This is a genomic window from Gluconacetobacter asukensis, assembly GCF_014174375.1.
Classification (GTDB): domain Bacteria; phylum Pseudomonadota; class Alphaproteobacteria; order Acetobacterales; family Acetobacteraceae; genus Gluconacetobacter; species Gluconacetobacter asukensis.
On record NZ_JABEQE010000002.1, the window covers coordinates 1 to 26,378 of the forward strand.

Here is a 26,378-nt window from a genome sequence, read left to right on the forward strand (position 1 = left end):
CAGCCGCACCACCAGCACCGTGCAGGCGCCGCAATCGCCTTCGTTGCAGCCCTCCTTGGTGCCGGTCCGGCCGCAATGCTCCCGCAACCAGTCCAGCACGGTCAGGGTCGGTGAAAAGCCGGACATTTCATAATACTCGTCGCCGATATAAAACCGGACATGGTGTCGCATTGGCGGCTTCTCCTGACACGAGGACCCGAGATCGGACGCAGCGACCACCCGGCAGGAAACGGCATGACCATAGGGACGCTTCCGACAAACTTGCGGATACGACGCGACAACCAGATTTTTCATCGCGATGACGCGCTGATGAAGCATCAACAGGCGACAAAAAAGCTCGATGCGCGACGCGCCCCTCAGTCTCCGCAGGCGCGGCAAATCCGCAGATCAGTGCTAGTGACTGTATGACAATATAAAATTGCCGATATCGAACCGCCCGTCCAACACAAAGAACGTGACAGGCCGTTGCATTTTTGTCGACACCGGCGCAACCGCCAGTCCTCCTTGACGTTTCTTGACAAAAGCCGCCAAGCTGGATTCGAAACATGCCACATTAAGCCACATACCGTGAACAAGGGTCTCATCAACCAGTCCGATGCCCACTATAAAAACCAGAATACCCGGCAATCGTAATGCGGGTCGAATTTTTACGTTGTCCCGCTTCTCGATCTATTTCGAGATGGTGGCGCAAACGGGTTCCATTCGACAGGCCGCGAGTGCGCTGAACGTCTCGGCATCGGCGGTCAATCGACAGATTCTGACCGTGGAACAGGAGATGGAGCTCCTGCTGTTTCACCGGCATAGTGCAGGTCTGACCCTGACGACGGCCGGAGAGTTGCTGCTGGCAGCGATCATGTCGGGAAAACGCGATTTCGAGTCGTTCCGTACACGCCTCGAAGATCTGTCCGGCCTTCGCCGCGGCCTGGTGGAAATGGCCGTGGTCGAAGCCGTCAGCGATCGTTTCATTCCGGAAATTCTTCTTGAGGTCAACAAACTCTATCCCCGTGTCGAATTCAACATCCGGACACTGGACATCGCGGAAATCTGGGAGGCCGTCACCAGTAACGAAGTGGATTTCGGCATCTCGATCCGCGAAGGTGCGTCGAAGAAGGTCCGTACAGTCGCCACACTCAATTCGCCCGTCGGTCTGGTCGTGCGATCCGACCATCCGCTCGCCGACCTGCGGGAAACCAGACTAAGCCATGCGGTAGGATTGAAACTCATTCTTCCCAGCGGCACCTTGGCAATCGGTGCCAATATTCGCGAAACCCTGGCGCGGCATAGTGTCAACCTGCACGCGGCGATCACCAGCAACCGCATCGTCAGCATCAAATCGCTCGTCAGGAGCGGCCTGGGAGCAGGCCTCCTGACCCTCGCCGACGTCATGAACGAAGTGAAGGCCAGAGAATTCAGCTTCGTCCGGTTGATCGATACCGGCATCACACCCCTGAATTTCTCCCTCTTCTACCATGTCCAGCGTAGCATTTCTCCTGCCGCGCAGACGGTGATCGACTTGATCTCGGATAAATTCAACTCAATCCTCGATGAGACGGACCAGACCTGAGAACCTGAAGAAAAAAAGCAAAAAGACTTTGATTCGTTCAGGGGCATCGCGTGTCCCACGCACAAAACTCCCGAATGAATCAAAGTTTTTTGGTTCTTTTTTCAAAAGAAGAACCTCAGGCATCACCCGGCAGCGCAATGGCGCCCCCCACGAACAACACCGCGACCCCCAGCGCCACCGGATGGAAGACACCCATCAGGACCAGCGCGCCGGATGCCGCGAGCAACGCAAAGGCGGGGACGTAAGGAAATCCCGGCACTTTCCACACCAGATGCGCACTGCCGTCGCGCCGGCGCAGCCTGAACAGGCTGGCCATGGTCAGTACATAGACGATCAGCGCGCCGAACACCGACAGCGTGACCAGTGACGCCGTCAGCGACTGGCCGCCGAAGCTGGCGAAATCGTCGCAGAGAATGGCGGCAATCCCGATCATGCCTCCGGCAAGGGTCGCGACCCAAGGCGTGCCGAGGCGGGGATGGCGGTGCGCGAGCAGGCGCGGCAGGCCGCCGTCGCGCGCCAGCGCGTAGATCTGCCGCGAATAGCCCATGATGATGCCGTGCAGCGAGGCGATCAGCCCGAACAGGCCGAGCCAGACCAGCATGTGGACGTAGCCGCTATGCGGGCCGACGACGATGCGCATGGCCTGCGGCAGCGGGTCGTTGCGATCGGCAAGGGCGCGCCAGTCGCCCACCCCGCCGGCCAGTACCATCACGCCGAGGGCGAGGACGACCAGCGTGAAGATCGAGGCGACATAGGCCAGCGGCAGGGTGCGGTGCGGGTCGCGCGCTTCCTCGGCGGTCAGCGCCACGCCCTCGATGGCGAGGAAGAACCAGATGGCGAACGGCACCGACTGCGCGATGCCGCCCAAGGCGGCGAACGAGACCTGCCCGCTGCCGGCCCAGCCGCCATCGGTAAAGCGCGCCATCGAAAAGCCGGGCCAGACGATGGCCATGAAGATCAGGAGCTCGATAATCGCCGCCAGCGTCACGAACAGCTCGAACCGTGCCGCCAGATGCACCCCGGCGATATTGAGCGCCATGAATGCGCAAAATGCCCCCGCCGCCGCCAGGGTGGGCGACAGCCACGGATATTGCACATGCAGGTAGGCGCCGATCGCCAGCGCGATGGCGGGTGGCGCGAAGACGAATTCCATGACCGAGGCGATGCCCGCGATCAGCCCCGCCCGCCGCCCGAAGGCAGCGGTGACATAGACGAACGGACCGCCCGCGCGCGGCATGGCGGTCGTCAGTTCGGTGTAGGAGAAGATCAGCGACAGGTACATCAGCGCGACCGCGAGGGTCGCGACCAGAAAACCGAGCGTGCCGGCGCTGGCCCAGCCATAGCTCCAGCCGAAATATTCGCCCGAGATGACCAGCCCGACCGCGATGGACCAGAGATGGATGACGCCCAGATGGCGGGGCAGCGCGTCGGTCTGGGTGGTCATGGCGTGCCGGGCGGCAATTGGGCGGTCATGCTGTCATCCTTGAGGGCAATGCCGCTGCGCCCCAGCGTGCGCGCGCCGCGCAGCAGCCAGGCGAGGCGGAAGGCGGCTTCGTCATGCGTCATGCCGCCATGGGCATGGATGTTGGAGAGGCAGTTGCGTTCGGAATCCATGCGGCCGATTTTCGGGTCCCATGTCAGATAGAGGCTGAGACTGTCGGCGGCGCTCAGGCCCGGCCGCTCGCCGATCATCATGACCACGCAGCGCGCGCCGACCCGCGCGCCGATCTCGTCCCCCAGTGCGACCCGCGCATTATGCGCGACGATGACGGGGCCGACGGACCAGCCCGGCAGGGACGCGCGCGCGGCCTCCAGCACGCCGGGCGCCTGGCGCGCCGCCGCCAGTGCCGAGAGCCCGTCGGCGACGACGAACAGGACGTCGCAGGGCGCATGCGGCAGGCGCTCCGCATCCTGCGCGCGCAGCCGCCGCCCCAGATCCGGGCGGCGTACGAAGACGCCGCGATCGGGCGCGCGGCTGCGCACTTCGATGAACGGTTCGGCGAGGGAAAGCCGGGTCGGATCGAGCGTGGCATGAACCGCCCGTCGGGCCGCCGCGTGCGCGGCCTGCAAGGCGCGTACATCCGCCCCCGCCAGCGCGTCGCCGGCCCGGCCGAGGCCGATGCGGGCATGGGTCAGGCCACGCAGCGCGGTCCAGGGATCGCGGGCGAGATCTGGCCGGCTCTCACTCATCCATGAAGCCGGGAAGGGCCAGCGGCGCGTTGGCGTTCAGGCGGCGCTTGCCGTCCAGCAGGGCCATCCGTTGCAGCCAGTGTTCGAATTCGGGGGCGGGAGCGGTGCCATAGACGGAGCGGACGGTCAGGATGTCGTGGTAGGAGAGGCTCTGGTAATTCAGCATCACGTCATCCCCTCCCGGAACGGCGATCAGGAAATTCACCCCTGCGGCCGCCAGCAGCAGCATCAGATCGTCGCTGTCGTCCTGGTCGGCTTCGGCATGGTTGGTGTAGCAGACGTCGCAGCCCATCGGCAGGCCCATCAGCTTGCCGCAGAAATGATCTTCCAGGCCAGCACGAATGATCTGCTTGCCGTCATAGAGATATTCGGGGCCGATGAAGCCCACGACGGTGTTGACCAGCAGCGGCGCATAGTCGCGCGCCACCGCATAGGCGCGCACTTCCAGCGTCTGCTGGTCGACCCCGAAATGCGCGTCCGCCGAGATCGCCGCCCCCTGCCCGGTCTCGAAATACATCACATTCTCGCCCACGCTGCCGCGCCGCAGGCTTCGCGCCGCCTGATGCGCCTCGTCCAGCAGCGCCAGCGAGACGCCGAAGCTTTCATTGGCGCGCTGGGTGCCGGCGATGGACTGGAAGACCAGATCGACCGGCGCCCCGCGCTCGATCATCGCCAGCGTATTGGTGATGTGGGTCAGGACGCAGCTCTGGGTCGGGATGTCGTAGCGCCGGCGGATTTCGTCGAGCATGTGCACCAGCACCATGCCGGTCTCGATGGAATCGGTGGCCGGGTTAATGCCCAGCACCGCATCGCCCGCGCCCAGCAACAGCCCGTCCAGCAGCGAGGCCGCGATGCCGCGCGCATTGTCGGTCGGGTGATTGGGCTGGAGGCGCGACCCCAGCCGCCCCTTCAGCCCCTGCGTGTTGCGGAAGGCAGTGACGACACGCACCTTGCGGGCGACCGCGATCAGATCCTGGTTGCGCATCAGCTTGCTGACGGCCGACACCATTTCCGGCGTCAGGCCCCGCGTGATGGCGGCCAGCGCGGCCTCGTCGACCTCGTAGCTCAGCAGCCAGTCGCGCCACTGGCCGACCGTCATATGCGCGATCGGCGCGAAGGAGGCGGCGTCGTGCCGTTCCACGACCAGACGCGTGACGTCGCACTGTTCGAAGGGAATGACGGCTTCGTTCAGGAAGGCCCGCAGCGGCACGTTGGCCAACGCCTCCCGCGCCGCCACCCGCTCGACCGGATCGGCGGCGGCCACGCCGGTCAGCTCGTCGCCCGACCGCAGGGGCGAGGCCCGGGCCAGCAGGGTGCGCAGATCGTCGAACCGATAGCGTTCGCCCTGGAGGGTCGCGTGAAACACCATGGGGCCGTCCGTCGTCGAGAGAGCGGGTCTGGCAGGGCGGAGCGCCCTCTTGTTCTTGTGTAAGCGGCCGGTCGCATACGCGGCAAGCGCCGGATTCCGCCAGTCACGGCTGTGCGCCCTTCCTGTCGCAGGGCGGAATGTGATAAGTCGCAGCGCACCTGGCGCCTGGACGCGGCCCTGGCGGCCCTGCCGCCACCGCAATGGGGGCGCGCTTGTAGCCGGAGTTCGCATGACCGCCCCAGTTCAGGAAACGACGACTCAGGACACGAAGCTGGTCCTCGCCCTGCCCAAGGGACGCATCCTGAAGGCCGCCGCCCCGCTGCTGGCCGGCGCCGGCATCCTGCCGGCCTCGGACTGTCTGGACGAGGGCAGCCGCCGGCTGCGCTTCCCCACCGACGACCCGACGCTGGACGTGGTGCGCGTGCGCTCGTTCGATGTCGCGACCTTCGTGGCCTTCGGCGGGGCGCAACTGGGCATCTGCGGCGCCGACGTGCTGATGGAATTCGACTATCCCGAAATCTATGCGCCGCTGGATCTGCGCATCGGCGCCTGCCGTGTCTCGGTCGCGCGCCCCAAGGGCCAGGGCGAGGGCGACAATCCCGCCCGCTGGTCGCGGGTGCGGGTGGCCACCAAATATCCGGCCATCACCCGCCGCCATTTCGCGGCGCGCGGCATCAATGCCGATATCGTGCATCTGCATGGCGCGATGGAACTGGCCCCGGTGCTGGACCTGTCGCACCTGATCGTGGATCTGGTCGATACCGGGTCCACCCTGCGCGCCAACGGGCTGGAGGAAACCGAGACGATCGCCACCGTCACCAGCCGGCTGATCGTCAACCGCACGGCGCTGAAGACCCAGCCGGAGCGGATCGGCGCGCTGATCGCGCGCTTCCGCCAGGCGCTGGCCGCGCCCGCCACCGCCGAGACCCTGCCCGCATGAAACGCCTCGACAGCACCCAGCCCGATTTCCGCGCCGGCTTCGCCCGCCTGCTGGCCGACCGCGAGGGCGATACCGCCCGCGTCGATGCCCCGGTGGCCGAGATCCTGGCCCGCGTGCGCGCCGAGGGCGATGCCGCGCTGTGCGCCTATACTGAGCGGTTCGACCGCATGCCGATCACGCCTGACCGGCTGCGGGTGACGGAAGCCGAGATCGAGGCCGCCTGCGCGCAGGTCTCGCCGGACCTGCTCCAGGCGCTGGACGTGGCCGCCACGCGCATCGAATCCTTCCATCGCGCGCAGTTGCCCGCCGACCTGCGCTATACGGATGCCGAGGGCGTGGAGTTGGGCATGCGCTGGACGCCGCTGGATGCGGTGGGGCTGTATGTGCCCGGCGGCACGGCGGCCTATCCGTCCTCGGTGCTGATGAATGCGGTGCCGGCGCGCGTGGCGGGCGTGGAGCGGCTGGCCATGTGCGTGCCGACGCCCGACGGCGTGCTGAACCCGCTGGTGCTGGCTGCCGCCCGCCGCGCCGGCGTCAGCGAGATCTATCGCGTCGGCGGGGCGCAGGCCGTGGCGGCAATGGCCTACGGCACCGCCACCATCCAGCCGGTGGACCGCGTGGTCGGTCCCGGCAATGCCTATGTGGCCGAGGCCAAGCGGCAGGTCTTCGGCCGGGTGGGCATCGACAGCATCGCCGGCCCGTCGGAAGTCGTGGTGGTGGCCGATGCTGGGGCCGATGCGCGCATCGTGGCGCTGGACCTGCTGGCGCAGGCCGAGCATGACGCGCTGGCCCAGTCGATCCTGATCACCACCGATGCCGCCCTGGCCGACCGGGTGGCCGCGGCGGTCGAGGCCGAACTGCGCACCCTGCCGCGCGCCGCCATTGCCGGGGCAAGCTGGGCGACGCATGGCGCCATCATCCTCGTGCGCGACCTGGACGAGGCGGCGGCGCTGATCAACGAGATCGCGCCCGAGCATCTGGAACTGCTGCTGGCCGAGCCCGAGGCGCTGTTCGCGCGCGTGCGCCATGCCGGTGCGGTGTTCCTGGGCTATCAGTGCGCCGAGGCGATCGGCGATTATGTGGGTGGCCCCAACCATGTGCTGCCGACCAGCCGGACGGCGCGTTTTGCCTCCGGCCTGTCGGTGTTCGACTTCCTCAAGCGCACCACCTTTATCGGTGCGGGGCCGGATGCGCTGCTGCGGATCGGCCCGGCGGCGGTGGCCCTGGCGCGGGCCGAAGGGCTTGATGCGCATGCCCTGAGCGTATCGGCCCGGCTGGACGCGCAATGCTCGGGCGCGGACAAAGCTTGACCGCGGCCCCGACAGACCGCACATATCCGCCTGCATTTCATCCGACCGGCCGCAGGACCGTCCCAATAGGACGGTCCTGCGGCCATGCCTGCTTCCTTATTTCCGGCCCGATGCCGGCCAACCAGCATGATCGAAGGATACAATGTCGAAAGAAGACATGATCGAATTCAGCGGTACGGTGACCGAACTGCTGCCCAATGCCATGTTCCGCGTGAAGCTCGATAACGAGCACATGATCCTGGCCCACACCAGCGGCAAGATGCGCAAGAACCGCATCCGCGTGCTGGCCGGCGACCGGGTGAACGTCGAAATGACCCCGTACGATCTCTCCAAGGGTCGCATCACGTTCCGCTTCAAGTAAGGCACCTGCCTGTGTCCGACAGTGCCACGGGACCAGGGCTGATCCTGGCTTCCGCCTCGCCTCGCCGGCGCGACCTGCTGGCGCAGATCGGACTGGTGCCCCGGCGGATCGTCGCCGCCGATCTCGACGAACAGCCCCTCGCCGGCGAACTGCCCCGCCCCTACGCCGAGCGTCTGGCGCGGGAGAAGGCGGCGCATGTCGCCGCCATGCTCGATGAACCCGCCCTGGTGCTGGGCGCCGATACGGTGGTCGCGCTGGGTCGGCGCATCCTGCCCAAGGCCGAGGACCGGGAGACCGCCCGACGCTGCCTGTCCCTGCTGTCGGGCCGGCGCCATACGGTCCTGACCGCCATCGCCGTGCGGCCGACCGCCGCGTGGCCCGAGGGCCGGGCCGCCGAGCGCACGGTCGTCAGCACTGTCACCTTCGCGCGACTGACGGAGCGGCAGATCGAGGCGCTGCTCGATGCCGGCGATTGGGAAGGCAAGGCCGGGGGCTATGCGCTGCAAGGCCATGCGGCGGCGCATATCCGCTTCCTGTCGGGATCGCCCTCCGCCGTGATCGGCCTGCCTGTGTTCGAGGTCGCGCAATTGCTGCGTGGCCAGAAAGGGGCCTGGCTGCCGTGACGGCGCGGATCCTCGCCGCCAGCGCGCCGGGCGAGATCCGCATCGCGGTCACCGATGCCGCCGGCCTGCGCGATTATGCGCTGTGGCGGCCGGGCTGGCCGGACGGCGTGGGCGACCTGCATCGCGGCCGTGCCGGCGCGCGGCTGACGGCCATGGGCGGCACCTTCATCGACCTGGCCGACGGGGCCTCGGGCTTCCTGCCCGACTCGGCGGCGCCCGGCCCGCTGGCCGAGGGCGACCCGGTACTGGTGCGGATCGTGCGCGCCCCGCAGGACGGCAAGGGCGCGCGGCTGACGGCAACCGGCCTTGTCCTGCCCGAGGGCCAGAGCCCATCCGGGCCGCCAGCCCTGCTGGCACGCGGCCCGACGCCGCTGGACGCCCTGGCCGCCGCCTGGCCCCACGCCCCCATTGTGATCGACGATGCCGCCCTCGCGGCCCGCCTGCCCGCCGGGCTGCGCGGCCGGGTGCAGCGCGAACGCCATGCCTTCGATGCCGAGACCGAGGCCGCCTGTGCGGCGCTGGCCGAACCATCGGTGACATTGCCGGGGGGGCTGCGGGCCACCATCACCCCCACCCCGGCGCTGGTCGCCATCGACATGGATGGCGGGGCTGCCAGCAGCGACCGGCGCGCCAAGCAGACGGCGCAGTTTGCCGCCAACCGCGACGCCCTGCCGGCCCTGCTGCACCAGATCCGCCTGCGCAACCTCTCCGGCGCCATCGTGATCGACGTCGCGGGATTGGCCATCCGCAAGCGCCCGGCCCTGCGCGAGACGATCGAGGCCGCACTGGCGCAGGACCCGCTGCGCCCGCGCTTCCTCGGCTTCAGTGCCCTGGGGCTGGCCGAAATCATGCGCCCGCGCATCCGCCCGCCGCTGCACGCGCTGTTGTCGGAGGCGCCGGGCCAGATGCTGCGGATGCTCGATGAATGGGCGCGCCAGGTCACGGGCCAGCCGGGCCGGGCGCCCGCCCTGCGCGTCGGCACCGATCTGGCCCGCGCGCTGGGCCATGATCCGGGCGCCATCGCCGACACCGCCCAGTTATCGGGCCACCAGCCGGCCTGGCGGCTGGACCCGTCCTTGTCCCCCCTGAGCTGGACGCTCGACCATGTCTGATCCCACCGCACCCGCCACCCCCGCCCGTCTGCCCCCCTGCCCGATCTGCGGGCGGCCGGGCGAGGCGGCGTTCCGCCCCTTCTGTTCCAAGCGATGCAGCGACGTGGACCTGGGCCGCTGGTTCTCGGAAAGCTACCGCGTACCCGACCAGAGCGAAGGCGGACAAAACTTCGACGAAAACGATCCGAGACGGGTTGATCCCGATGACGAGGTGGGATAGATCACACCCCCACGGCGGCACGATCCCGATCGCACCGCCCGCGCCGGTCTCGGCCCGGTGCCCAAGTAGCTCAGTTGGTAGAGCATGCGACTGAAAATCGCAGTGTCGGTGGTTCGATTCCGCCCTTGGGCACCATTAGTCTCATTTCCCCACATCTCAAGGCGTTTCATCGAGGCTCATAAAGCCTTGAAATAATTTGTATTTTACAGGTTTTGGCGTTTTTCGCCGTCTCAATCGGCGCCTCCCGATATCGCCCCATCCCACGGATTTTGTTGGCCTTGATGTTGGCCTCGCCCTGATGTTTGCTGGCAAAAGGCCAACAGCATGAGGCGGGAATGGCCCTGACCGATACGTCTTCCCGCACTGCCAAGGGACGGGCGGCGGATTACAAGCTCTCCGATGGTGACGGGCTCTATCTCCTTGTGAAGCCAAGCGGCGCGCGGCTCTGGAACCAGGCATACCGATTCAGTGAGAAGCAGAAGAAGCTCTCCCACGGCGCTTACCCGGTCGTTTCTCTTGCCGAAGCGCGGCGCCTGGCCGAGACGAAGGATGCCGGAAAGAGGGAGGCGTGGGCGAAGCGAGGCGCCGCCTTCTTTCAGCGCCGGGCGCGCAGAACTGCATCCCCGTCTGATCGCGACGCTGGCGGCGGTCAAACGCAGCCGGGCGGCGCGGAATCGATATCAGGCAACGCGAGCGAGGCATGATATGCGCGACTGGCAGATGAAGCGCCGCCTCCGCACGTGCCGTCTGATCGAGCTTGGCGGCCTCGTCGTCAAGGCCGGGATCGTGGACCTCACCGGCGACAACCGCGCTATGATCTATGGCGCCCTGCTCTGGATGACAGGCAAGCTCCAAAGCGCGGACGGCGAACGCGCGCGGGAACTGTGGGGCGGAAAAGGAAGGCTGGCGTTCAAGGTGGAGCGTGAGAGCATAAGCCGCGCGATCTCGCAAGATCGTGACACTGGGACGTGAGACCGAATGGACGGCTCATGTCGCAGCGCCACCTTTCTTGCTATGCTTCCTCTTGACCCAAAGAATCCATTTCGATTCAAATGGCAAAAGGCAAGTTTGGCGAGATTCGGGCCGCGAAAGCCACGTTGACCCGCCGAGCGAAAAAGACTCCGGCCCAATGAGCAACCCGCTCCCGAAGGCGTCTGCGTGAGTAAGGATTGGTAGGGCGGAATGGCTAGGCAATCGCTCAAAGAGAAGTTCGTCACCGTGTTGACCGAGCTGGGCGGCTCGGCAGGCAACGGTCGTTTGCGCGAGACGCTTGGTTGGGCCGAAGCCACATATAATGCCGTCAAGGAAGAGTTGGTCACCGAAGTTGTCGTGATTCCGGGCAGGGGTCGCGGCGGCTCCGTGGCGCTGGCCGACGCTCCACGGGTTGAAGCGGTAAGCGACAAGCCGGTTGTGCCGGCGCCCACAAAGCCTTCCCGATCGAGTGGCAATGGCAAGGGCGGCAACCTGGGCTTCGAGGCAGAACTATTCAAGGCGGCCGACAAGCTGCGCGGCAACATGGAGCCATCGGACTACAAACACGTCGCGCTCGGCCTGATCTTCCTTAAGCATATCTCGGACAGCTTCGAGGCCAAGCGCGCCGAGCTGCTGGCAGACTATCCCGAGGGCGCCGAGGACCGCGACGAATACGCCGCCGACAACGTGTTCTGGGTGCCGCCTACCGCCCGCTGGTCGCACCTTCAGGCAAACGCAAAGCAGCCGGCGATCGGCAAGATGATCGATGAGGCGATGATCGCCATCGAGAAGGACAACGAGAACCTGAAGGGCGTGCTGCCGAAAGACTACGGTCGCCCCGCGCTCAACGCTGTGATACTCGGCGAGTTGATCGACCTCATCTCTGGGATCGCGCTGGGCGCCGAGCAGGGCGCGGCGCGCGACGTGCTCGGCCGTGTTTATGAATATTTCCTCGGCCAGTTCGCGGGGTCTGAAGGCAAGCGTGGCGGCGAGTTCTACACGCCGCGTTCAGTCGTTCAGGTCATGGTCGGCATGATCGAGCCGTTCAAGGGACGCGTCTATGATCCGTGCTGTGGTTCGGGCGGCATGTTCGTGCAGTCCGAACGCTTCGTCGAAGAGCACGGCGGCCGCATCGGCGACATCGCCATTTACGGCCAGGAGTCGAACTATACGACATGGCGGCTGTGCAAGATGAACCTCGCCGTGCGCGGCATCGACGCGGACATTAAATGGAACAGTGACGGCAGCTTCCATAAGGATGAGCTGCGCGACCTGAAGGCCGATTTCATCCTCGCCAATCCGCCCTTCAACATCTCCGACTGGGGCGGGGAGCGGCTGCGCGAGGACGTACGCTGGAAATATGGCGTTCCACCAGCCGGCAACGCCAACTTCGCCTGGGTGCAGCATATCGTGCATCACCTCGCACCAGCGGGCGTAGCCGGCGTGGTACTAGCCAATGGCTCCATGTCTTCGACGCAAAATGGAGAAGATGCGATCCGCCGCGCCCTGGTCAAGGGCGTCAATGGTGCGCCCGGTGTCGTCGATTGCATGGTGGCGTTGCCCGGCCAGCTCTTTTATTCGACGCAGATTCCCGTATGCTTATGGTTTCTTGCCCGTGATCGGTCTAACGGCTTGGTAAGAAGTGATAAGTTGCGCGATCGACGCGCCGAAATCCTGTTCATAGACGCCCGCAAGCTCGGCCACATGGTGGACCGCACGCGCAAGGAGTTCTCCGACGCTGACATCGACATGATTACACGCGCCTACCACGCTTGGCGCGGCGAAGGTGAAGCGGGCGCCTATGAGGATGTGCCGGGGTTCTGCAAGTCAGCGACGTTGGAGGAGATTCAGGCGCATGGCTACGTACTGACGCCTGGGCGGTATGTCGGAGCGGCAGAAGCTGAAGAGGATGATGTGCCTTTTGTCGAAAGGCTTTCTAGCTTTCAGGCAGAGCTAGACATCCATTTTCAGGAGTCAGATCGACTTGCCGCGATCATCCGCCGAACGCTCGCTAAGGTCGTTGTCAATGGGTGAATGGATCACCGATACTGTCATCAATCTTCAATCAAGGGGCATATTGCGCGTCGAAGATGGAAACCATGGGGAGTCGAGGCCTCGGCCTGACGAGTTTGTAGATGTCGGTGTGGCCTTTATCAGGGCGGCCGACATGGCCGATGGTGTCGTTCTATTTGATAGCGCGTCCAAAATAAACAATAGGGCTCGTGAACGTATCACCAAAGGAATCGGGAAACCTGGCGACATTCTAATCTCCCACAAAGGCACTGTTGGAAGAATTGCGCGAGCGCCCTTAAACGCCCCAGATTTCGTGTGCAGTCCACAAACAACATTCTGGAGAAGCGCAAATGAAGAAATCCTAAGTCAGGATTTTCTATATGCTTATATGCGCTCGCCAAGATTTGCTCAAGAATTTCAGGTTCGGTCGGGCGAGACCGACATGGCAGGCTATGTAAGCTTGACCTCTCAGCGATGCCTTGTGCTCTCTATACCGCCGATAGAACTCCAGCGACCTATTGGCGCGCTCATGTCGACACTTGACGAGAAAATTAAGCTGAATCGGCGGATGAATAAGACGCTGGAGGCGACGGCACGGGCGATCTTCAAGGACTGGTTCGTCGATTTCGGCCCAACCCGCGCCAAGATGGAAGGCCGCGCGCCCTACCTCGCTGCGGAAATCTGGCCTCTATTTCCCAGCCGTCTTGATGATGGCGGCATACCGGAGGGATGGACGGTCGTTCCGCTCGCCACTCTCATTGAAATAAATCCATCGGAGCAAATAGCGCGCGGGAAGTCGGCTCCCTATCTCGATATGGCGTCGATCCCGATTGCGGGGCCAAACCCAGAGCCTTATGTCGTTCGCGAGTTTGGATCGGGTATGCGCTTTCGGAATGGTGATGCGTTGCTGGCGCGGATCACTCCGTGCCTCGAAAACGGCAAGACCGCATTCGTCCAGAATCTCCCTGAGGGCGAAGTGGGGTGGGGTTCGACGGAGTTTATCGTCCTTCGGTCGCGCCCACCGCTTCCCAAAGCGCTGACCTATCTGATCGCACGCGATCCGGTCTTCCGCGCGAATGCTATTCGGAGCATGACAGGGACCTCAGGCCGACAACGAGCATCGAACGACGCAATATCGGCGTATTTCTTAACTCAGCCCAAGAACGATACCCTATGGACCCATTTGAATAATCTGATTGCCCCGATGTTCGACCGTATTGCCGCCAACGACCGAGAAAACCAAAGTCTCGCCGCGACCCGCGACCTCCTTCTGCCCAAGCTGATGTCGGGCGAAGTGCGCGTGAAGGATGCCGAGAAAATTGTCAGGCCGGCGACATGACGATTTGGCTAACTCAAGCGGAAGCCGACGCCCTTCTCGCGATGGAGAAGCATCGCGTCGACGAGCAACGCTGGAGCCTGCCCGATATGGGAGGCGGCATCGTCGTGCCGCTTGTCTCGGCTGATGGCGACGAAGCCTTCCATATCGATATCAGCCGGGGACGGATCAATCTCGCAAAGGGCAAGATTCAGAACCGCGCGCGAACAACGATGGTGCTGGCGCGGATCGATTTTGGCGGCCCGCCACATCGTAACCCTGATGATGAAGAGATCGCTTGTCCGCATGTTCACCTCTATCGCGAGGGGTATGGAGATCGCTGGGCATTCCCGATCTCGCCCGAAGTTTTCACGCAGCCGACGGACCACTGGCAGACGCTCGTCGACTTTATGCGGTTCTGCAACGTTACCCGTCCGCCCGAATTTGATCGGGGGCTGTTCACATGAGCGAAATCGACCTTCTGATCGATGGGTATTGGCGCTGGCTGCGAGACAAGACCGCAATCAAGCAATTGAAGGACTGGACCGAGATCACGACGCCGTATCTCGACCGGCACAACGACTATCTTCAGATCTATGCCCGCAAGACCGAGACCGGCTTCGTGCTGACCGATGGCGGTGAAACATTGCTTGATCTTAAGCAGTCGGGATGCCTGATGGACAGCCAGAAGCGCCAGGCCATCTTGCAAACAATCCTCAACGGTTTCGGCATCGAACAGCAGGACACCGAGTTGCAGGTCACGGCGACCAGCGACAATTTCGCGCTGCGCAAACACAACCTGATCCAGGCGATCTTGTCGGTGCACGACATGTTCTTCCTGGCCTCCTCAACCATCGAAGCCCTGTTCTTCGAGGATGTGGCGGACTGGCTTGAAAGCGTCGATATCCGGTACACACCGCGCGTGAAGTTCTCGGGCAAGAGCGGATTCGATCACATGTTCGACTTCGTGATCCCGAAGTCGAAGGTCGCCTCTGAGCGGATCATCCGCGCGATCAACAATCCGAGCCGCAGCACAGCGCAGAATCTGATTATGGCGTGGATTGACACAAAGGACAGCCGACCAGAAAGCTCCGAATCCTTCGCCTTCCTTAACGACAACGAAAAGACCATCGCAGGCAACGTGACCGAGGCGCTTCGAAACTACGGGATCACGCCCGTCGCATGGAGCCAGCGCGATCAATTCCGCGAACGGCTTGTAGTATAGGGGCGGCCGCTATGTCAGCCGACTGGTATCCCGGCATCCGCGCCTTCTGTGCATATTGGGAACAAGCGCCGATGTTGCAGCAGACGTTCGAGACGCTGGAACGCGAGTTCAACGACGAGAACGATGCGTGCATCGACGCGGCCAAGGGCCTTGTCGAATGTGCCTGCCGAGTGCTGATTGAGGAACTCGATGATCCGTTGGCCCCACTTAAGCCGAATGCCACCGATACTCCGCTTGGCCAGTTGGTGGGACTCGCCACTCGCCTACTAGGTCTCGGCGCCGTTCGCCATCGCGCCTTCTCAGATTTGATCAAGCAGCACAACAAGCTGACTGAAACGCTACGGGTGTTGCGCAACGAAGCCGGCACCGTCAGCCACGGCAAAGATGGCTTCATCACCAAACTGTCAATCCATCACCGCGGCTCGGCAATGCTCGCTGCCGACGCCATCATCACCTTCCTGCATGAAGCCTATCTCGAACGCGAACCCGACCCGGTACGGACGTTCGAGCCCTATGAGCGGTTCGAGTCATCCAACGTGATCATTGACGAATTTGCGTCACTTCGCGCCGAGTTGGATGACGAGGGTTCCCTGACTGTCGTTGTCGTCCTCCCTGAAGGAGAAGAAGTGCCACTGGCGATCGAGCCCTCGCGTCTGCTGTTCGGGATTGATCGTGAAGCCTACAAGGCAGTGCTAAATGCCTGCCGAGACGCCAAACTGACTGAGGTTCAAGAAGGGAAGATCACCTGATGGCCTGGCTTTCCGAAGCCGATGTCGAACAACTCGTGCTCGATCGCCTTTCGGCCCTCGGCTATGCCGTTCTGAGCGATGCCGAAATCGGCCCGGATGGCACGACGCCGGAGCGAGAGGCTTACTCGGACACTCTGCTGTTCAAGCGGCTGACCGCCGCGATCGAGAAGCTGAACCCGTCGATCCCGCTGGAAGCACGCGGCGATGCGTTGCGCAAAATCCTGGCGACGGAACACGCCGCGCTTCCACAGGAAAATCGGCGGCTCCACAGGATGATGGTCGAGGGCGTGGACGTCGAGTTCTTCAGCGACGACGGAACGATCCGGGGCGATAAGGTTCGGCTGATCGATTTCGATGACGTCGACGCGAATGACTGGGTCGCCACCAGCCAGTTCACGGTGATCGAAGGCGCCGTCGCGCGGCGACCCGATATCGTGCTTTTTGTCAACGGCTTGCCGGTGGGCGTGATCGAACTCAAGGCGCCCGGGGCTGAAAACGCCACGATTTCCGGCGCTTGGAACCAGCTTCAGACCTACAAAGCGCAGATCGCGTCCCTGTTCCGAACGAACGCCGCCCTTGTGGTGTCGGACGGCATCACCGCGCGTGTGGGCTCGCTGACCGCCGATCAGGAGCGATTCATGCCGTGGCGCACAACAAATGGAACGATCATCGCCGCGAAGGGGCAAGAGGAGTTGACCACGCTCATCGAAGGCGTGTTTGAGCGGCGGCGCTTTCTCGATCTCCTCCGCGATTTCACCGTTTTTGCCGAGACGGGGTCGGGCCTTGCCAAGATTCTCGCTGGTTACCACCAGTTCCATGCCGTGCGCCACGCCGTGGAGAAGACCATCGCGGCGTCCGAGCCGCAGGGCGACAAACGGATCGGCGTCATTTGGCACACACAAGGGTCCGGCAAGAGCCTGCTGATGGCATTCTATGCCGGGCAGCTTGTCCGTGTCCCAGCAATGGAAAACCCGACGATCGTTGTCATCACCGACCGGAACGATCTGGACGATCAGCTATTCGCGACGTTTTCCATCTGCCGCGACCTGATCCGGCAGACGCCGATCAAGACCGAGAGCCGCGAGGACCTGCGATCGGTACTCAACCGCGCGTCCGGCGGCGTGATTTTCACCACCATTCAGAAATTTTCTCCCGCTGCTGGCGAGAGTGCCTATCCGATGCTGTCCGACCGGCGAAATATTATCGTCATCGCCGATGAGGCGCATCGGAGCCAATATGGTTTTCGCGCGAAGTTCGGGCAGAAAACAGGGGAAATCTCCTATGGGTTCGCCAAGTATCTTCGCGATGCACTGCCCAATGCCTCGTTCATCGGTTTTACCGGAACACCAATCGAAAAGGACGATGTAAACACGCCGGCCGTTTTCGGCGAGTATATTGACGTTTACGATATCAGCCGCGCGGTCGAGGATGGCGCGACCGTCCCGATCTATTACGAAAGCCGCCTCGCGCGCATCGAACTGCCCGACGCAGAAAAACCCAAGATCGACGCCGAGATCGAGGCGTTGACCGAGGACGAGGCGACAACCGAACAGGAGCGCATCAAGCGCAAATGGGCGACCGTCGAAGCGCTGGTCGGTTCCGAAAAGCGGCTTGCGATGGTCGCGGCGGACTTGGTTCGTCATTTCGAGGAGCGGATCGCCGCGCTGGACGGCAAGGCGATGGCGGTGTGCATGAGCCGGCGCATCTGTGTCGCGCTCTATGATCAGATCGTCGCCCTGCGCCCTGATTGGCACAGCGACGATGACGCGGCTGGCACGATCAAGGTGGTGATGACCGGCTCGGCCGCCGATCCTCAGGACTGGCAGCCGCATATCGGCACCAAGGCGCACCGTGATCTTCTGGCAAAACGCGCAAAAGACCCGAACGACCCACTAAAGCTGGTGATCGTGCGCGATATGTGGCTGACCGGCTTCGACGCGCCGTCAATGCATACTATGTATGTCGACAAGCCGATGAAGGGCCACGGGCTGATGCAGGCCATCGCCCGCGTGAACCGCGTTTTCCGTGACAAACCGGCTGGGCTGGTGGTCGATTATATCGGAATCGCGCAAAATCTAAAGAACGCGCTAAGCCAGTACTCCGCCTCGGATCAGCGCCAAGCCGGGATCAACGAGGCGGAGGCGATCGCGCTCCTGCTCGAAAAATATGATGTTGTGAAGGCAATGTACCACGGCTTCGACACTGAGCGCGGCTTGTCCGGCACACCGCATGAGCGCTTGGTTGTACTGGCAGGAGCCATTGAATGGATTCTGAGCCGTCAGCATGAGGCAGCGGCCCGTGAGACCACAGAAGACGGAAAACGGCGCGAGAACCGGCGCTATCAGGACTCGGTGCTGGCCCTGTCCAAGGCATTCGCCCTGGCCGCCGCGAGCGACGAAGCGCGGGCCATCCGCGACGAGGTCGGCTTCTTTCAGGCGGTGCGTGCGGCACTGGTCAAAACGGGAGAAGGGACGGGAGCGAGTGCCGCCAACCGGGAATTCGCGATCCAGCAGATTTTGGATCGCGCCGTCGTCTCGACCGAGATTGTCGATATTCTCGCTGCTGCTGGGATTGCGACACCCGATATTTCGATCCTGTCGGACGAATTCCTGGCCGAAGTCCAGCAGATCGAGAAGAAAAATCTTGCCTTAGAGGCCTTGCGCAAGCTGCTGAATGATGAAATCCGCTCCCGGAGCAGAACGAACGTCGTTGAGACCAAACGCTTTTCAGAGCGCTTGGAAGCCGCTATTGCGCGATATCATACGAACGCCATCAGCACGGTCGAGGTGCTTCAGGAACTGATCGAGCTAGCCCGGGAAGTTCGGGCCGCGCGCCAGCGTGGGGAGGAAGAAGGTCTTTCCCAAGACGAGATCGCTTTCTACGATGCTCTGGCCGAAAACGAAAGCGCCGTCGAAGCAATGGGTGACGATTCGCTTAAAGTGATCGCGCACGAACTACTCGTAAGTCTCAAGGGCAGCGTCAGCGTTGACTGGTCGCATCGCGAGAGCGCCCGCGCTCGAATGCGGGTACTTGTGAAACGAATTCTGCGCAAGTACGGCTATCCGCCTGACCTCCAGGACGCTGCCGTGCAGACGGTTCTCCGTCAGGCCGAGGCCCTGTCTGCCAGTTGGACGGCCTGATCGGATCGGCTACGGGTAGGAAACTTTGCTCGCTCTGGCCAACGTAGGCGAAGTTATCCACAGGAAATTGCTGTTGGCCTTTTTGTTGACCTTAGCATTTTCCACACTCACGATTTTCTGTTAGATATCAGGATCATATAGAAATCATGTGATGACGCCCTTGGCACCATTTTCATGAAAAAATACCATCAAATCAAAATCTTATGGTTCCGATTCGCCATTCGCACGGTGTGCGTTCAGGGCGGAAATTCCATCGGACATGCATTAAAAAAGATCGCAGGGGCATCCTTCCGGAGGCCGGGCCGTTGTTTTGCCGGGGCGGCGAAACAAGGAGCAGAATCCCATGATCGCGCTATCCGATATTCACGCCGGCATGCATGTCGTCGGTTCCGACGGCCATCCGGTGGGCAGAATCCGCGCCGTGGAAGGCGCGACGCGTCTCCTTCTTCAGGACACCACTCTGGCGGATGGGGACACGCATTACCTGCCCACGAGCCATATCGTGGAGATCACCGATCAGGTGCATCTCGATTGTTCGGGGGCCATTGCACGCACGCTCTTCGACAAGGATCTGCCGGCGGGCGAGAACACGACATAGGCGGTAGGAAACATCACCTTCATCGTAATGCAAGGGCCGCCCCGGAGAGCCCGGGGCGGCCCTTCGTCATGTCGCCTAAGACTTGCGGCGAAGTTTCTTTACAATCATCACGACGGTTGCCACAACGGCGATGGCCGCCGCGGTACGGATCAGCGGGCTCAGATTCCCGGTCGAACGCGCGGGCACCTGCCCGCTTTCCAGCTTCGCCAGCGCGCCCTGCGTGCGGTCGGCGACCTGGCCGAGCAATGTCGCGGCCTGCTCCGCGCGCTCTTTCGAATTGCCGACCTTTTCCAGGACCTTCGTGTTCAGCTCGTTCACCTGGCCGACTGCGGTATCGCCAAGCTCCTGCAACTGTTTCGCGGTCTGGCGCAGGGCGGTCGCCCCGCTCCGCAGGCCCCAGGATTTGAACTCGGTCCGCAGGGCCTGGTCCGCCTCCCGAAGATCTTCCCCGAGGGTATGAAGATCGGCCCGGAGCTTTTCGACCTGATCAGAAATATTGGCCACGATCTCTTTCTCCCGTTTTCTGCTCGGTGATGTGGCGCCCGCCCTCTCAGCCGGAGCCGGCCAGGAACGCCTGGCGCAGCTTCTGCTCCGCCTCGGACGACAGGGAGGTCTGGACGATGTGGGGATTTCCTTCGAGCGCGCGCAGATGGTCCACCACCTTTCCCGGCTCGACCTTCCGCACCAGGACGAACAGCTCCGATGTCCCGGGCTTCAGGTTGGCGCCCACTTCCCTGATGAAATGGTCGTTGATTCCATAATCGAAGAGCGCACCCCCACCGGCGCCCGCGACCCCTCCCGTCAGCGCCCCGACGGCGAAACCGGCCAGCGGGTTCATGAAGACCAGCCCCACCAATGTTCCAAGCAGCATCCCGCTCCAGAATCCGTCCAGCGCGCCCAGCGCCACCGTATGAACCGACTGGTCGAGATGCAGCCGCCCGTCATCGGTACGGCGCACGACAACCGCGTCATCAACATCAACGAGATACGCGTTTTCGAGTTTCCATATTTCCGCGCGGGCGCGGGTGGCGCCGTCGAGCGTATCGAAGCCAAGAACCACGAGATCGGACATGTCCTGCCTCCTTCGTCACGCGGGGGCTCTCTGCCCCGCTGCCTGGTTTTTCGCCACATGAGAAGACGCCCATTCCCCGTGGCCCGCAAGGCCAACCGCACCGGCCGGGCCGAGGGCTCGCCTGAACGTGCGCGAGCGCAGGGCCACCGCTCACCGCGAGGGAATTTTTCATATCAAGATCGTGATATAAATATCGCACGCGACAATAACGCCTATCCGCCTTCTTCTGTCGCGCATCATTCGATCAACATATTGTATATAAATAATTCTTTTGCCGGATATTTTCATCCCTGACGGGACGCGAGCAGGGTACAGGCAGGAACGCCCTCCTGCTTATTCATGCGAATCCCCGTCTTGATCGGAGGACACCCGACCATATACAACGCACGGAATGCGTATATTTCTTCTTCTGATCGGGGCCCCTCGATGACTTCTTTTTTATCCCAGCCCCGCCGTACCTTCCTGGGCCTGCTGGCGACGGCGCCGCTGCTGCGGGTCGCCCGTGCCGCCGAGCAGAAGACCCTGCGCATCGGCATCATGTCCGGCGAGGACGAGGATATCTGGCGCCTGATCGCCACCCACGCCGCGCAGGCCGGCCTGACGCTGAAGATCGTGACCTTTTCGGACTATAACGCGCCCGACGAGGCCCTGGCGGAGCATGAGCTGGACGCCAACGCCTTTCAGCATGGCCCGTTCCTGGAGGCCCAGAAGGCCGCGCACGGCTATGGCATCGTGCCGGTGGGCGATACCTATTTCTCGCCGATCGGGCTGTATTCCACCCGCTGGCCGTCGGTGGCGGCGCTGCCGAAGGGCGCCGTGATCGGCGTGCCGAACGACCCGAGCAACGAGGGCCGGGCCCTGCGCCTGCTGGAGGTGCTGGGGCTGATCAAGCTGGCGCCCTCGGCCGGCCTGCTGCCGACCGCGCTGGATATCACCGACAATCCGCGCAATCTGTCGGTCAAGGAACTGGATGCCGGGATCGTCGGCCGCACCCTGCCCGACCTCGACGCCGCTGTCGTCAATACCAACTGGGCGTTCAAATCGGGCATCCAGGTCGACAAGCAGCGGATCGGGCAGGAAGCGCTGGCCAATAACCCGTATGTCAATTTCGTCGCGGTCAATGCGGAAGACGCCAAGGCGCCGTGGATCGCGCCGCTGATGAATGCCGTCCATCAGCCGGACGTGCGGCAGGCCATTCTGGACATCTATCACAACGCGATCGTCCCGGCATGGTGACGAGCCTTCTGCGGGTCGAACATGCCTGCCGCCGCTTCGGCGGCCAGACGGCGCTGGACGATGTCTCGTTTCAGGTGCGGCCCGGCGAGATCCTGGGCATTATCGGCCGGTCGGGCGCGGGCAAGACCACGCTGCTGCGCTGCCTGAACGGGTTGGAACGGCCCGATAGCGGGCGCATCCTGATCGAAGACCGCGACATCACGACCCTGCCCGAGCGCGAACTGGTGCAGGTGCGGCGGCGGATCGGGCTGGTGTTCCAGCATTTCAACCTGCTGAATTCCCGCACCGTCGCCGCCAATATCGAATTGCCGCTGCAGATTGCCGGCGTGCCCCGCGACAAGCGCCGAGCGCGCGCCGACGAATTGCTGGAGCTGGTGGGGCTGACGGGCCATGCCGACAAACGCCCCGGCCAGTTATCGGGCGGCCAGAAGCAGCGCGTGGGCATCGCGCGGGCGCTGGCGGCGCATCCGGCATTGCTGCTGTGCGACGAGGCGACATCGGCGCTGGACCCGGAAACCACGCTGTCCATCCTCGACCTGCTGCGCGACATCAACCGGCGGCTGGGGCTGACGATCATCCTGATCACGCATGAGATGGATGTGATCCGCCGCATCGCGCAGCGAATTCTGGTCATGGACCATGGCCGCGTGGTCGAGGACGCCGAGACCGCGCAGGTCCTGCGCGGCGGGGCACAGCACGATGTCACGCGGGCCTTCCTGCATGGCGAATCCGCGCGCCTGCCCGACGCCCTGCTGGCCCGGCTGCGCCCGGACCCCTTTGCCGGGGGTGCCCCCGTGGTGCGCCTGACGCTCGATACTGGGGCGACCGGCACGCCCGTGCTGTCGATCCTGGCCCGCCGCCACGGGATCGACGCCACGATCCTGCAGGCCGGCATGGCCGAAGGCCGCACGCACATGCAGGCGGAATGCGTCGTGCGCCTGTCGGGACATGATGACGGGGCCATGGGCTTTCTGCTTCAGGCCAGCCCGTCGATGGAGGTACTGGGCTATGTCCCGGCTGATTCTTGATCTGATCCTGCACGCCACGGTCGAGACCATGGAAATGGTGCTGGCGTCCGGCCTGATCGCGGTGATCGGCGGGCTGCCGCTGGCCATCCTGCTGATCGCGACCGCGCCGGGGGGCATCCTGCCCCTGCCGGCCTTTTCCCGCGTGCTCGGGCTGGTGATCGACGCCGCGCGGGCGGTGCCGTTCATGATCCTGCTGGTGCTGCTGATCCCCGTCACACGGCTGGTCGCGGGCACCGCGCTGGGCACCGGGGCAGCCATCGTGCCACTCTCGATCGCCGCCGTGCCCTATTTCGCGCGCATCGCGGAAGTGTCGCTGCGCGAGGTCGATCGCAATCTGGTCGATGCCGTGCGCGCGATGGGCGGCACGCGCTGGATGGTCATCCGCTTCGTCCTGCTGCCCGAGGCGCTGCCCGGCCTGATCTCCGGCCTTACGGTCACGCTCGTCACGCTGGTTGGGGCCTCGGCCATGGCGGGCGTGATCGGCGCCGGGGGGCTGGGCGACCTGGCGATCCGCTATGGGTACCAGCGCTTCAATACGACGATCATGCTTTCGGTCGTCGCGGTGCTGATTGCGCTGGTCACGCTGATGCAGGCTGTCGGCAACAGGCTGGCGCGTCGGCTGCGGTGAAGGAAGATCTCTTCTTTTTCTGAAGAAAAAGAAGCAAAAAGACTTTTGATTCGTTCAGGGACATCGCGCGCCCCAGCAAAAAACTCCTGAACGAATCAAAGTTTTTTGGTTCTTTTTTTCAAAAAAGAACAGAAACCGATCCCCGCCTAGTTCTTCCCCGCCGCCATACGCTTCACAAGTTGGGCCGCGACCAGATAACCCGCCGTGATCCCGCCCATCGCCAACAGCACGGCGGCACCAGGCACGGCGAAAGCGAGCCAGCGCCCCGCGATCGTGAAAGGCAGGACCAGGGCCACACTCAGGGCGCACAGGGCGGAGACCAGGAGCCACGGATCGGGTGGGGTGCGCCAGGGCAGGCCGCGTGTGCGGATCAGAAAGACCACGAGGATCTGTGTCGCGATGGATTCCAGGAACCAGGCGGTGCGGAATTCCGGCGCCGCGACGTGGAAACCATAGAGCAGCACGACAAAGGTAATCCCGTCGAAGACCGAGGAGAGCGGCCCCATGATCCCGGCATAGCGGACGATCCCGCGCATGCTCCAGCGTTGGGGGCGGCCGAGATCGGACGGATCGACGGTATCGAACGGGATACCGATTTCCGACAGGTCATAGAGGAGGTTGTTGAGCAGGATCTGCGTCGCCAGAAGGGGCAGGAAGGGCAGGAACAGCGACGCCATGGCCATCGAGAGCATGTTGCCGAAATTGGAGCTGGAGCCCATGCGGACATATTTGAGGATGTTCGCGAATGTGCGCCGCCCCTCGGCCACACCATCGGCTACCACATTCAGGTCCGGAGCCAGCAGGATCATGTCGGCCGCCGCCCGCGCGACGCCTGTCGCACCATCGACGGAAAGCCCGACATCGGCCGTGCGGATGCCCGGCGCGTCGTTGACGCCGTCGCCCAGGAAACCGACGGTCTCGCCCCTGGCCTGCAGGGCGCGGACCACGCGCACCTTCTGGTCGGGGGTCAGGCGACCGTAAAGCGCGACACCCTGGACCCGCGCGGCCAGGGCCTCGTCGCTCAGCATCTCCAGTTCCGGGCCGGCCAGGACGGCGTCTGCGTTCAATCCGACCAGCCCCGCGATCCGCGCGACCACCAGCGGGTCGTCTCCCGACAGCACGTTCACGCGCACGCCGGCCGCCGCCAGTCGTTTCAAGGCAGCGGCGGCACTCTCCTTCGGGGGGTCGGCGAAGGTACAGAAACCCTCGAAGATCAGATCCACCTCATCACCGGGCGCCAGCGCATTGGCAGGCGTGGCGCAGGGTTTGGTGGCGACCGCGATGGCGCGGAGGCCCTGGGCGGCAAGACCGTTCAGCCGGGCCGTGATCGCGTCACGGGCCGCGTCGTCGAGGGCGGGTGCGTCCGTGCCCGCCCGTCGCCGATCGCAGACTGCCAGGATCGCTTCCGGCGCGCCCTTGCAGATCAGCACGCACTCCCCGGCCCGCGCCGCCAGCACGGAGCCACGCCGCCGCTCGTAATTGAACCCGATCCGGCCTTGCGCGGTCCAGCCCTCGGCGGCCTGTGGCGCGGCGGTGGCGAGCGCGCCATCCATGGCGCCGCGATCGCCCGCAAGCTCGGCGCACCGGCCAGCCAGCGTTGCGATATGCGGATCGTCCTCGCCGCTGGCATTGAGGCTGCCGGCCAGCACGATCTCGGCCGAGGTGAGGGTGCCCGTCTTGTCGGTACAGAGAACCGTCATGGCGCCGAGATCGTGGATCGCGGTCAGCCGCTTGACGATCACCCGGCGCCGGGCCATCCGCACGGCGCCGCGCGAGAGGGTGACGGTGGTGATCATCGGCAGCAGTTCGGGCGTCAGCCCTACCGCCAGCGCCACCGCGAACATCAGGGATTCGATCAGGGGCCGCCCGAACAGCAGGTTGATCACCAGCACCGCCACGGACAGGACGCCGGCCGCGCGCGCGACGACCAGGCCGAGGGCGCGCAGATCGCGCTGGAACGGCGAAGGTGCGGTGTCCTCGGCCAGCACGGACGCGACCGCGCCGAACAGGGTCTTGCGCCCGGTGGCCACCGCCAGGGCGGTTGCCTCGCCCGTCTGCGCGATCGCCCCGCGGAACAGCGCGTTCGATGCGTCGGCGGGTGAGCGGGAGAGGATGGGACCGGGGCGCTTTTCCACCGGGTAGGGCTCGCCGGTCAGCGCCGCCTCGTTGGCGGTAAAGCTGGCGACCTCCAGGACCAGGGCATCGGCCGGAATGACATCGCCGGTCCGCACGCGAAAGACATCGCCCGGAACGACCTCGGCGGTGGGGATGCTGACGAATTTTCCATCGCGCCTGACTTCTGCCGTCAGCGCCACCGATTGCTTGAGCGCCTCGGCCGCCCGGGCCGCACGGCCCTCCTGGATCGCGTCCAGCGCAATGGAGCCGATGATGATGGCGGCGATGATGCAGGCGCTGGTCACGTCGCCCATGCCCGCCGACACCCCGGCGGCGAACAGCAGCAGCAGGATCAGCGGCTCCAGAACACGCCGGCCGATCGCGATGACAGGCGAGAGCCTGCGGACGGGCCTGTCCGTGTTCGGGCCGACGCTGGCCAGACGGGCTGCTGCCTCGCTGCCCGTCAGCCCCTGCGCGCCGGATGCGACTGCGGCACATACCGCATCCGGCGGCTGGGTCCAGAAAGGCGTGGGGGACTGCGTTGCGCGCGGCGGATGGCCCATCACCCTTCCCTCTGCCCTGTGACGATCTGAAAGGA

Annotated in this window: 26 protein-coding genes and 1 tRNA gene; 20 read left to right on the forward strand and 7 right to left on the reverse strand. The window is 64.1% G+C overall.

The genetic code is table 11. The annotated features are described in order from the left end of the window. Positions 1–171: 2Fe-2S iron-sulfur cluster-binding protein (locus HLH35_RS19840; RefSeq protein ID WP_182977628.1), on the reverse strand; the 171-nt coding region annotated here is incomplete at its 3' end. Between the two features lie 481 nt (positions 172–652). Here HLH35_RS19840 and HLH35_RS02370 point away from each other — a divergent pair. Beyond that, positions 653–1,564: a LysR family transcriptional regulator gene (locus HLH35_RS02370; RefSeq protein ID WP_182977629.1), complete on the forward strand. Its 912-nt coding sequence runs from the start codon at positions 653–655 to the stop codon at positions 1,562–1,564. A 115-nt stretch (positions 1,565–1,679) separates the two neighbouring features. Here HLH35_RS02370 and eat read toward each other — a convergent pair whose 3' ends face one another. From eat to HLH35_RS02385, 3 genes are read right to left on the reverse strand one after another with little or no spacing between them, the layout of a single operon-like run. After that, on the reverse strand, positions 1,680–3,008 hold the full coding sequence (gene eat, locus HLH35_RS02375) for an ethanolamine permease (protein WP_182977630.1): 1,329 nt from the start codon (positions 3,006–3,008) through the stop codon (positions 1,680–1,682). Next, entirely contained in the window at positions 3,005–3,754 is a 750-nt protein-coding gene (gene eutC / locus HLH35_RS02380; protein WP_182977631.1) for an ethanolamine ammonia-lyase subunit EutC, read from the reverse strand. Before eutC ends, eat begins: the two co-directional genes overlap by 4 nt. After that, positions 3,747–5,123 (reverse strand): ethanolamine ammonia-lyase subunit EutB, encoded by a 1,377-nt coding sequence (locus tag HLH35_RS02385; RefSeq protein WP_182977632.1) that lies wholly within the window; start codon positions 5,121–5,123, stop codon positions 3,747–3,749. Before HLH35_RS02385 ends, eutC begins: the two co-directional genes overlap by 8 nt. Positions 5,124–5,352: 229 nt before the next feature. Here HLH35_RS02385 and hisG point away from each other — a divergent pair, with 229 nt between their 5' ends. The 16 genes from hisG (at position 5,353) to HLH35_RS02470 (ending at position 19,701) form a co-directional block, all read left to right on the forward strand. After that, positions 5,353–6,063 carry an ATP phosphoribosyltransferase gene (gene hisG / locus HLH35_RS02390; protein ID WP_182977633.1) on the forward strand — a complete coding sequence of 237 codons (711 nt, stop codon included), beginning with the start codon at positions 5,353–5,355 and terminating at the stop codon, positions 6,061–6,063. Beyond that, positions 6,060–7,373, forward strand: coding sequence for a histidinol dehydrogenase (gene hisD, locus HLH35_RS02395; protein ID WP_182977634.1), 1,314 nt, complete (start codon positions 6,060–6,062; stop codon positions 7,371–7,373). Before hisG ends, hisD begins: the two co-directional genes overlap by 4 nt. A gap of 142 nt (positions 7,374–7,515) precedes the next feature. Beyond that, positions 7,516–7,734 (forward strand): translation initiation factor IF-1, encoded by a 219-nt coding sequence (infA, locus tag HLH35_RS02400; RefSeq protein WP_003622234.1) that lies wholly within the window; start codon positions 7,516–7,518, stop codon positions 7,732–7,734. An 11-nt stretch (positions 7,735–7,745) separates the two neighbouring features. Then, positions 7,746–8,357, forward strand: a complete 612-nt coding sequence (locus HLH35_RS02405; RefSeq protein WP_338029271.1) for a Maf family protein — start codon at positions 7,746–7,748, stop codon at positions 8,355–8,357. Then, positions 8,354–9,469, forward strand: coding sequence for a ribonuclease E/G (locus HLH35_RS02410; protein ID WP_182977635.1), 1,116 nt, complete (start codon positions 8,354–8,356; stop codon positions 9,467–9,469). The genes HLH35_RS02405 and HLH35_RS02410 overlap by 4 nt, the downstream gene beginning before the upstream one ends. Further along, a complete protein-coding gene (locus tag HLH35_RS02415) occupies positions 9,462–9,689 on the forward strand; it encodes a DNA gyrase inhibitor YacG (protein ID WP_182977636.1) in 228 nt (75 codons plus the stop codon). Before HLH35_RS02410 ends, HLH35_RS02415 begins: the two co-directional genes overlap by 8 nt. Before the next feature lie 59 nt (positions 9,690–9,748). Next, positions 9,749–9,824, forward strand: a tRNA-Phe gene (locus tag HLH35_RS02420). A 200-nt stretch (positions 9,825–10,024) separates the two neighbouring features. After that, positions 10,025–10,393 (forward strand): Arm DNA-binding domain-containing protein, encoded by a 369-nt coding sequence (locus tag HLH35_RS19750; RefSeq protein ID WP_220790505.1) that lies wholly within the window; start codon positions 10,025–10,027, stop codon positions 10,391–10,393. 1 nt (position 10,394) lies between these two features. Further along, positions 10,395–10,661, forward strand: coding sequence for a conjugal transfer protein TraD (locus HLH35_RS02435; protein ID WP_182977637.1), 267 nt, complete (start codon positions 10,395–10,397; stop codon positions 10,659–10,661). A gap of 210 nt (positions 10,662–10,871) precedes the next feature. Then, on the forward strand, positions 10,872–12,695 hold the full coding sequence (locus tag HLH35_RS02440; protein WP_182977638.1) for a type I restriction-modification system subunit M: 1,824 nt from the start codon (positions 10,872–10,874) through the stop codon (positions 12,693–12,695). Beyond that, positions 12,688–14,013, forward strand: a complete 1,326-nt coding sequence (locus HLH35_RS02445; RefSeq protein ID WP_182977639.1) for a restriction endonuclease subunit S — start codon at positions 12,688–12,690, stop codon at positions 14,011–14,013. Before HLH35_RS02440 ends, HLH35_RS02445 begins: the two co-directional genes overlap by 8 nt. Then, the gene (locus HLH35_RS02450) at positions 14,010–14,456 is read left to right on the forward strand and encodes a DUF6978 family protein (protein ID WP_182977640.1); all 447 of its coding nucleotides are present in this window, start codon (positions 14,010–14,012) and stop codon (positions 14,454–14,456) included. Before HLH35_RS02445 ends, HLH35_RS02450 begins: the two co-directional genes overlap by 4 nt. Next, positions 14,453–15,214 carry a DUF1829 domain-containing protein gene (locus HLH35_RS02455; protein WP_182977641.1) on the forward strand — a complete coding sequence of 254 codons (762 nt, stop codon included), beginning with the start codon at positions 14,453–14,455 and terminating at the stop codon, positions 15,212–15,214. The genes HLH35_RS02450 and HLH35_RS02455 overlap by 4 nt, the downstream gene beginning before the upstream one ends. A gap of 71 nt (positions 15,215–15,285) precedes the next feature. Next, positions 15,286–15,963: an abortive infection family protein gene (locus HLH35_RS02460; RefSeq protein WP_220790506.1), complete on the forward strand. Its 678-nt coding sequence runs from the start codon at positions 15,286–15,288 to the stop codon at positions 15,961–15,963. After that, positions 15,963–19,103 carry a type I restriction endonuclease subunit R gene (locus tag HLH35_RS02465; protein WP_182977643.1) on the forward strand — a complete coding sequence of 1,047 codons (3,141 nt, stop codon included), beginning with the start codon at positions 15,963–15,965 and terminating at the stop codon, positions 19,101–19,103. Before HLH35_RS02460 ends, HLH35_RS02465 begins: the two co-directional genes overlap by 1 nt. 343 nt (positions 19,104–19,446) lie before the next feature. Beyond that, positions 19,447–19,701 (forward strand): DUF2171 domain-containing protein, encoded by a 255-nt coding sequence (locus HLH35_RS02470; protein ID WP_182977644.1) that lies wholly within the window; start codon positions 19,447–19,449, stop codon positions 19,699–19,701. Positions 19,702–19,776: 75 nt separating this feature from the next. On the opposite strand, the gene HLH35_RS02475 is transcribed toward HLH35_RS02470, so the two are convergent. Beyond that, complete coding sequence (locus tag HLH35_RS02475) at positions 19,777–20,205, reverse strand: hypothetical protein (RefSeq protein ID WP_182977645.1); 429 nt, start codon at positions 20,203–20,205, stop codon at positions 19,777–19,779. A gap of 46 nt (positions 20,206–20,251) precedes the next feature. Beyond that, entirely contained in the window at positions 20,252–20,773 is a 522-nt protein-coding gene (locus tag HLH35_RS02480; RefSeq protein WP_182977646.1) for a DUF1269 domain-containing protein, read from the reverse strand. A 426-nt stretch (positions 20,774–21,199) separates the two neighbouring features. Here HLH35_RS02480 and HLH35_RS02485 point away from each other — a divergent pair, with 426 nt between their 5' ends. From HLH35_RS02485 to HLH35_RS02495, 3 genes are read left to right on the forward strand one after another with little or no spacing between them, the layout of a single operon-like run. Further along, positions 21,200–22,009, forward strand: a complete 810-nt coding sequence (locus tag HLH35_RS02485; protein ID WP_182977647.1) for a MetQ/NlpA family ABC transporter substrate-binding protein — start codon at positions 21,200–21,202, stop codon at positions 22,007–22,009. Further along, positions 22,003–23,037, forward strand: coding sequence for a methionine ABC transporter ATP-binding protein (locus tag HLH35_RS02490; protein WP_182977648.1), 1,035 nt, complete (start codon positions 22,003–22,005; stop codon positions 23,035–23,037). Before HLH35_RS02485 ends, HLH35_RS02490 begins: the two co-directional genes overlap by 7 nt. Further along, a complete protein-coding gene (locus HLH35_RS02495) occupies positions 23,018–23,665 on the forward strand; it encodes a methionine ABC transporter permease (RefSeq protein ID WP_182977649.1) in 648 nt (215 codons plus the stop codon). Before HLH35_RS02490 ends, HLH35_RS02495 begins: the two co-directional genes overlap by 20 nt. Positions 23,666–23,811: 146 nt before the next feature. Here the strand turns inward: HLH35_RS02495 and mgtA are convergent, their stop codons facing one another. Further along, positions 23,812–26,343, reverse strand: a complete 2,532-nt coding sequence (gene mgtA / locus HLH35_RS02500; RefSeq protein WP_182977650.1) for a magnesium-translocating P-type ATPase — start codon at positions 26,341–26,343, stop codon at positions 23,812–23,814. Positions 26,344–26,378 lie beyond the last annotated feature (35 nt).

What these genes read in the sequence shown, in the direction of transcription:
- eat (WP_182977630.1), bottom strand. Translation starts at nt 3,008, where the DNA reads ATGACCACCCAGACCGACGCGCTGCCCCGCCATCTGGGCGTCATCCAT.
- eutC (WP_182977631.1), bottom strand. Translation starts at nt 3,754, where the DNA reads ATGAGTGAGAGCCGGCCAGATCTCGCCCGCGATCCCTGGACCGCGCTG.
- HLH35_RS02385 (WP_182977632.1), bottom strand. Translation starts at nt 5,123, where the DNA reads ATGGTGTTTCACGCGACCCTCCAGGGCGAACGCTATCGGTTCGACGAT.
- hisG (WP_182977633.1), top strand. Translation starts at nt 5,353, where the DNA reads ATGACCGCCCCAGTTCAGGAAACGACGACTCAGGACACGAAGCTGGTC.
- hisD (WP_182977634.1), top strand. Translation starts at nt 6,060, where the DNA reads ATGAAACGCCTCGACAGCACCCAGCCCGATTTCCGCGCCGGCTTCGCC.
- infA (WP_003622234.1), top strand. Translation starts at nt 7,516, where the DNA reads ATGTCGAAAGAAGACATGATCGAATTCAGCGGTACGGTGACCGAACTG.
- HLH35_RS02415 (WP_182977636.1), top strand. Translation starts at nt 9,462, where the DNA reads ATGTCTGATCCCACCGCACCCGCCACCCCCGCCCGTCTGCCCCCCTGC.
- HLH35_RS19750 (WP_220790505.1), top strand. Translation starts at nt 10,025, where the DNA reads ATGGCCCTGACCGATACGTCTTCCCGCACTGCCAAGGGACGGGCGGCG.
- HLH35_RS02435 (WP_182977637.1), top strand. Translation starts at nt 10,395, where the DNA reads ATGCGCGACTGGCAGATGAAGCGCCGCCTCCGCACGTGCCGTCTGATC.
- HLH35_RS02440 (WP_182977638.1), top strand. Translation starts at nt 10,872, where the DNA reads ATGGCTAGGCAATCGCTCAAAGAGAAGTTCGTCACCGTGTTGACCGAG.
- HLH35_RS02445 (WP_182977639.1), top strand. Translation starts at nt 12,688, where the DNA reads ATGGGTGAATGGATCACCGATACTGTCATCAATCTTCAATCAAGGGGC.
- HLH35_RS02450 (WP_182977640.1), top strand. Translation starts at nt 14,010, where the DNA reads ATGACGATTTGGCTAACTCAAGCGGAAGCCGACGCCCTTCTCGCGATG.
- HLH35_RS02455 (WP_182977641.1), top strand. Translation starts at nt 14,453, where the DNA reads ATGAGCGAAATCGACCTTCTGATCGATGGGTATTGGCGCTGGCTGCGA.
- HLH35_RS02460 (WP_220790506.1), top strand. Translation starts at nt 15,286, where the DNA reads ATGTTGCAGCAGACGTTCGAGACGCTGGAACGCGAGTTCAACGACGAG.
- HLH35_RS02465 (WP_182977643.1), top strand. Translation starts at nt 15,963, where the DNA reads ATGGCCTGGCTTTCCGAAGCCGATGTCGAACAACTCGTGCTCGATCGC.
- HLH35_RS02470 (WP_182977644.1), top strand. Translation starts at nt 19,447, where the DNA reads ATGATCGCGCTATCCGATATTCACGCCGGCATGCATGTCGTCGGTTCC.
- HLH35_RS02480 (WP_182977646.1), bottom strand. Translation starts at nt 20,773, where the DNA reads ATGTCCGATCTCGTGGTTCTTGGCTTCGATACGCTCGACGGCGCCACC.
- HLH35_RS02485 (WP_182977647.1), top strand. Translation starts at nt 21,200, where the DNA reads ATGACTTCTTTTTTATCCCAGCCCCGCCGTACCTTCCTGGGCCTGCTG.
- HLH35_RS02490 (WP_182977648.1), top strand. Translation starts at nt 22,003, where the DNA reads ATGGTGACGAGCCTTCTGCGGGTCGAACATGCCTGCCGCCGCTTCGGC.
- HLH35_RS02495 (WP_182977649.1), top strand. Translation starts at nt 23,018, where the DNA reads ATGTCCCGGCTGATTCTTGATCTGATCCTGCACGCCACGGTCGAGACC.
- mgtA (WP_182977650.1), bottom strand. Translation starts at nt 26,343, where the DNA reads ATGGGCCATCCGCCGCGCGCAACGCAGTCCCCCACGCCTTTCTGGACC.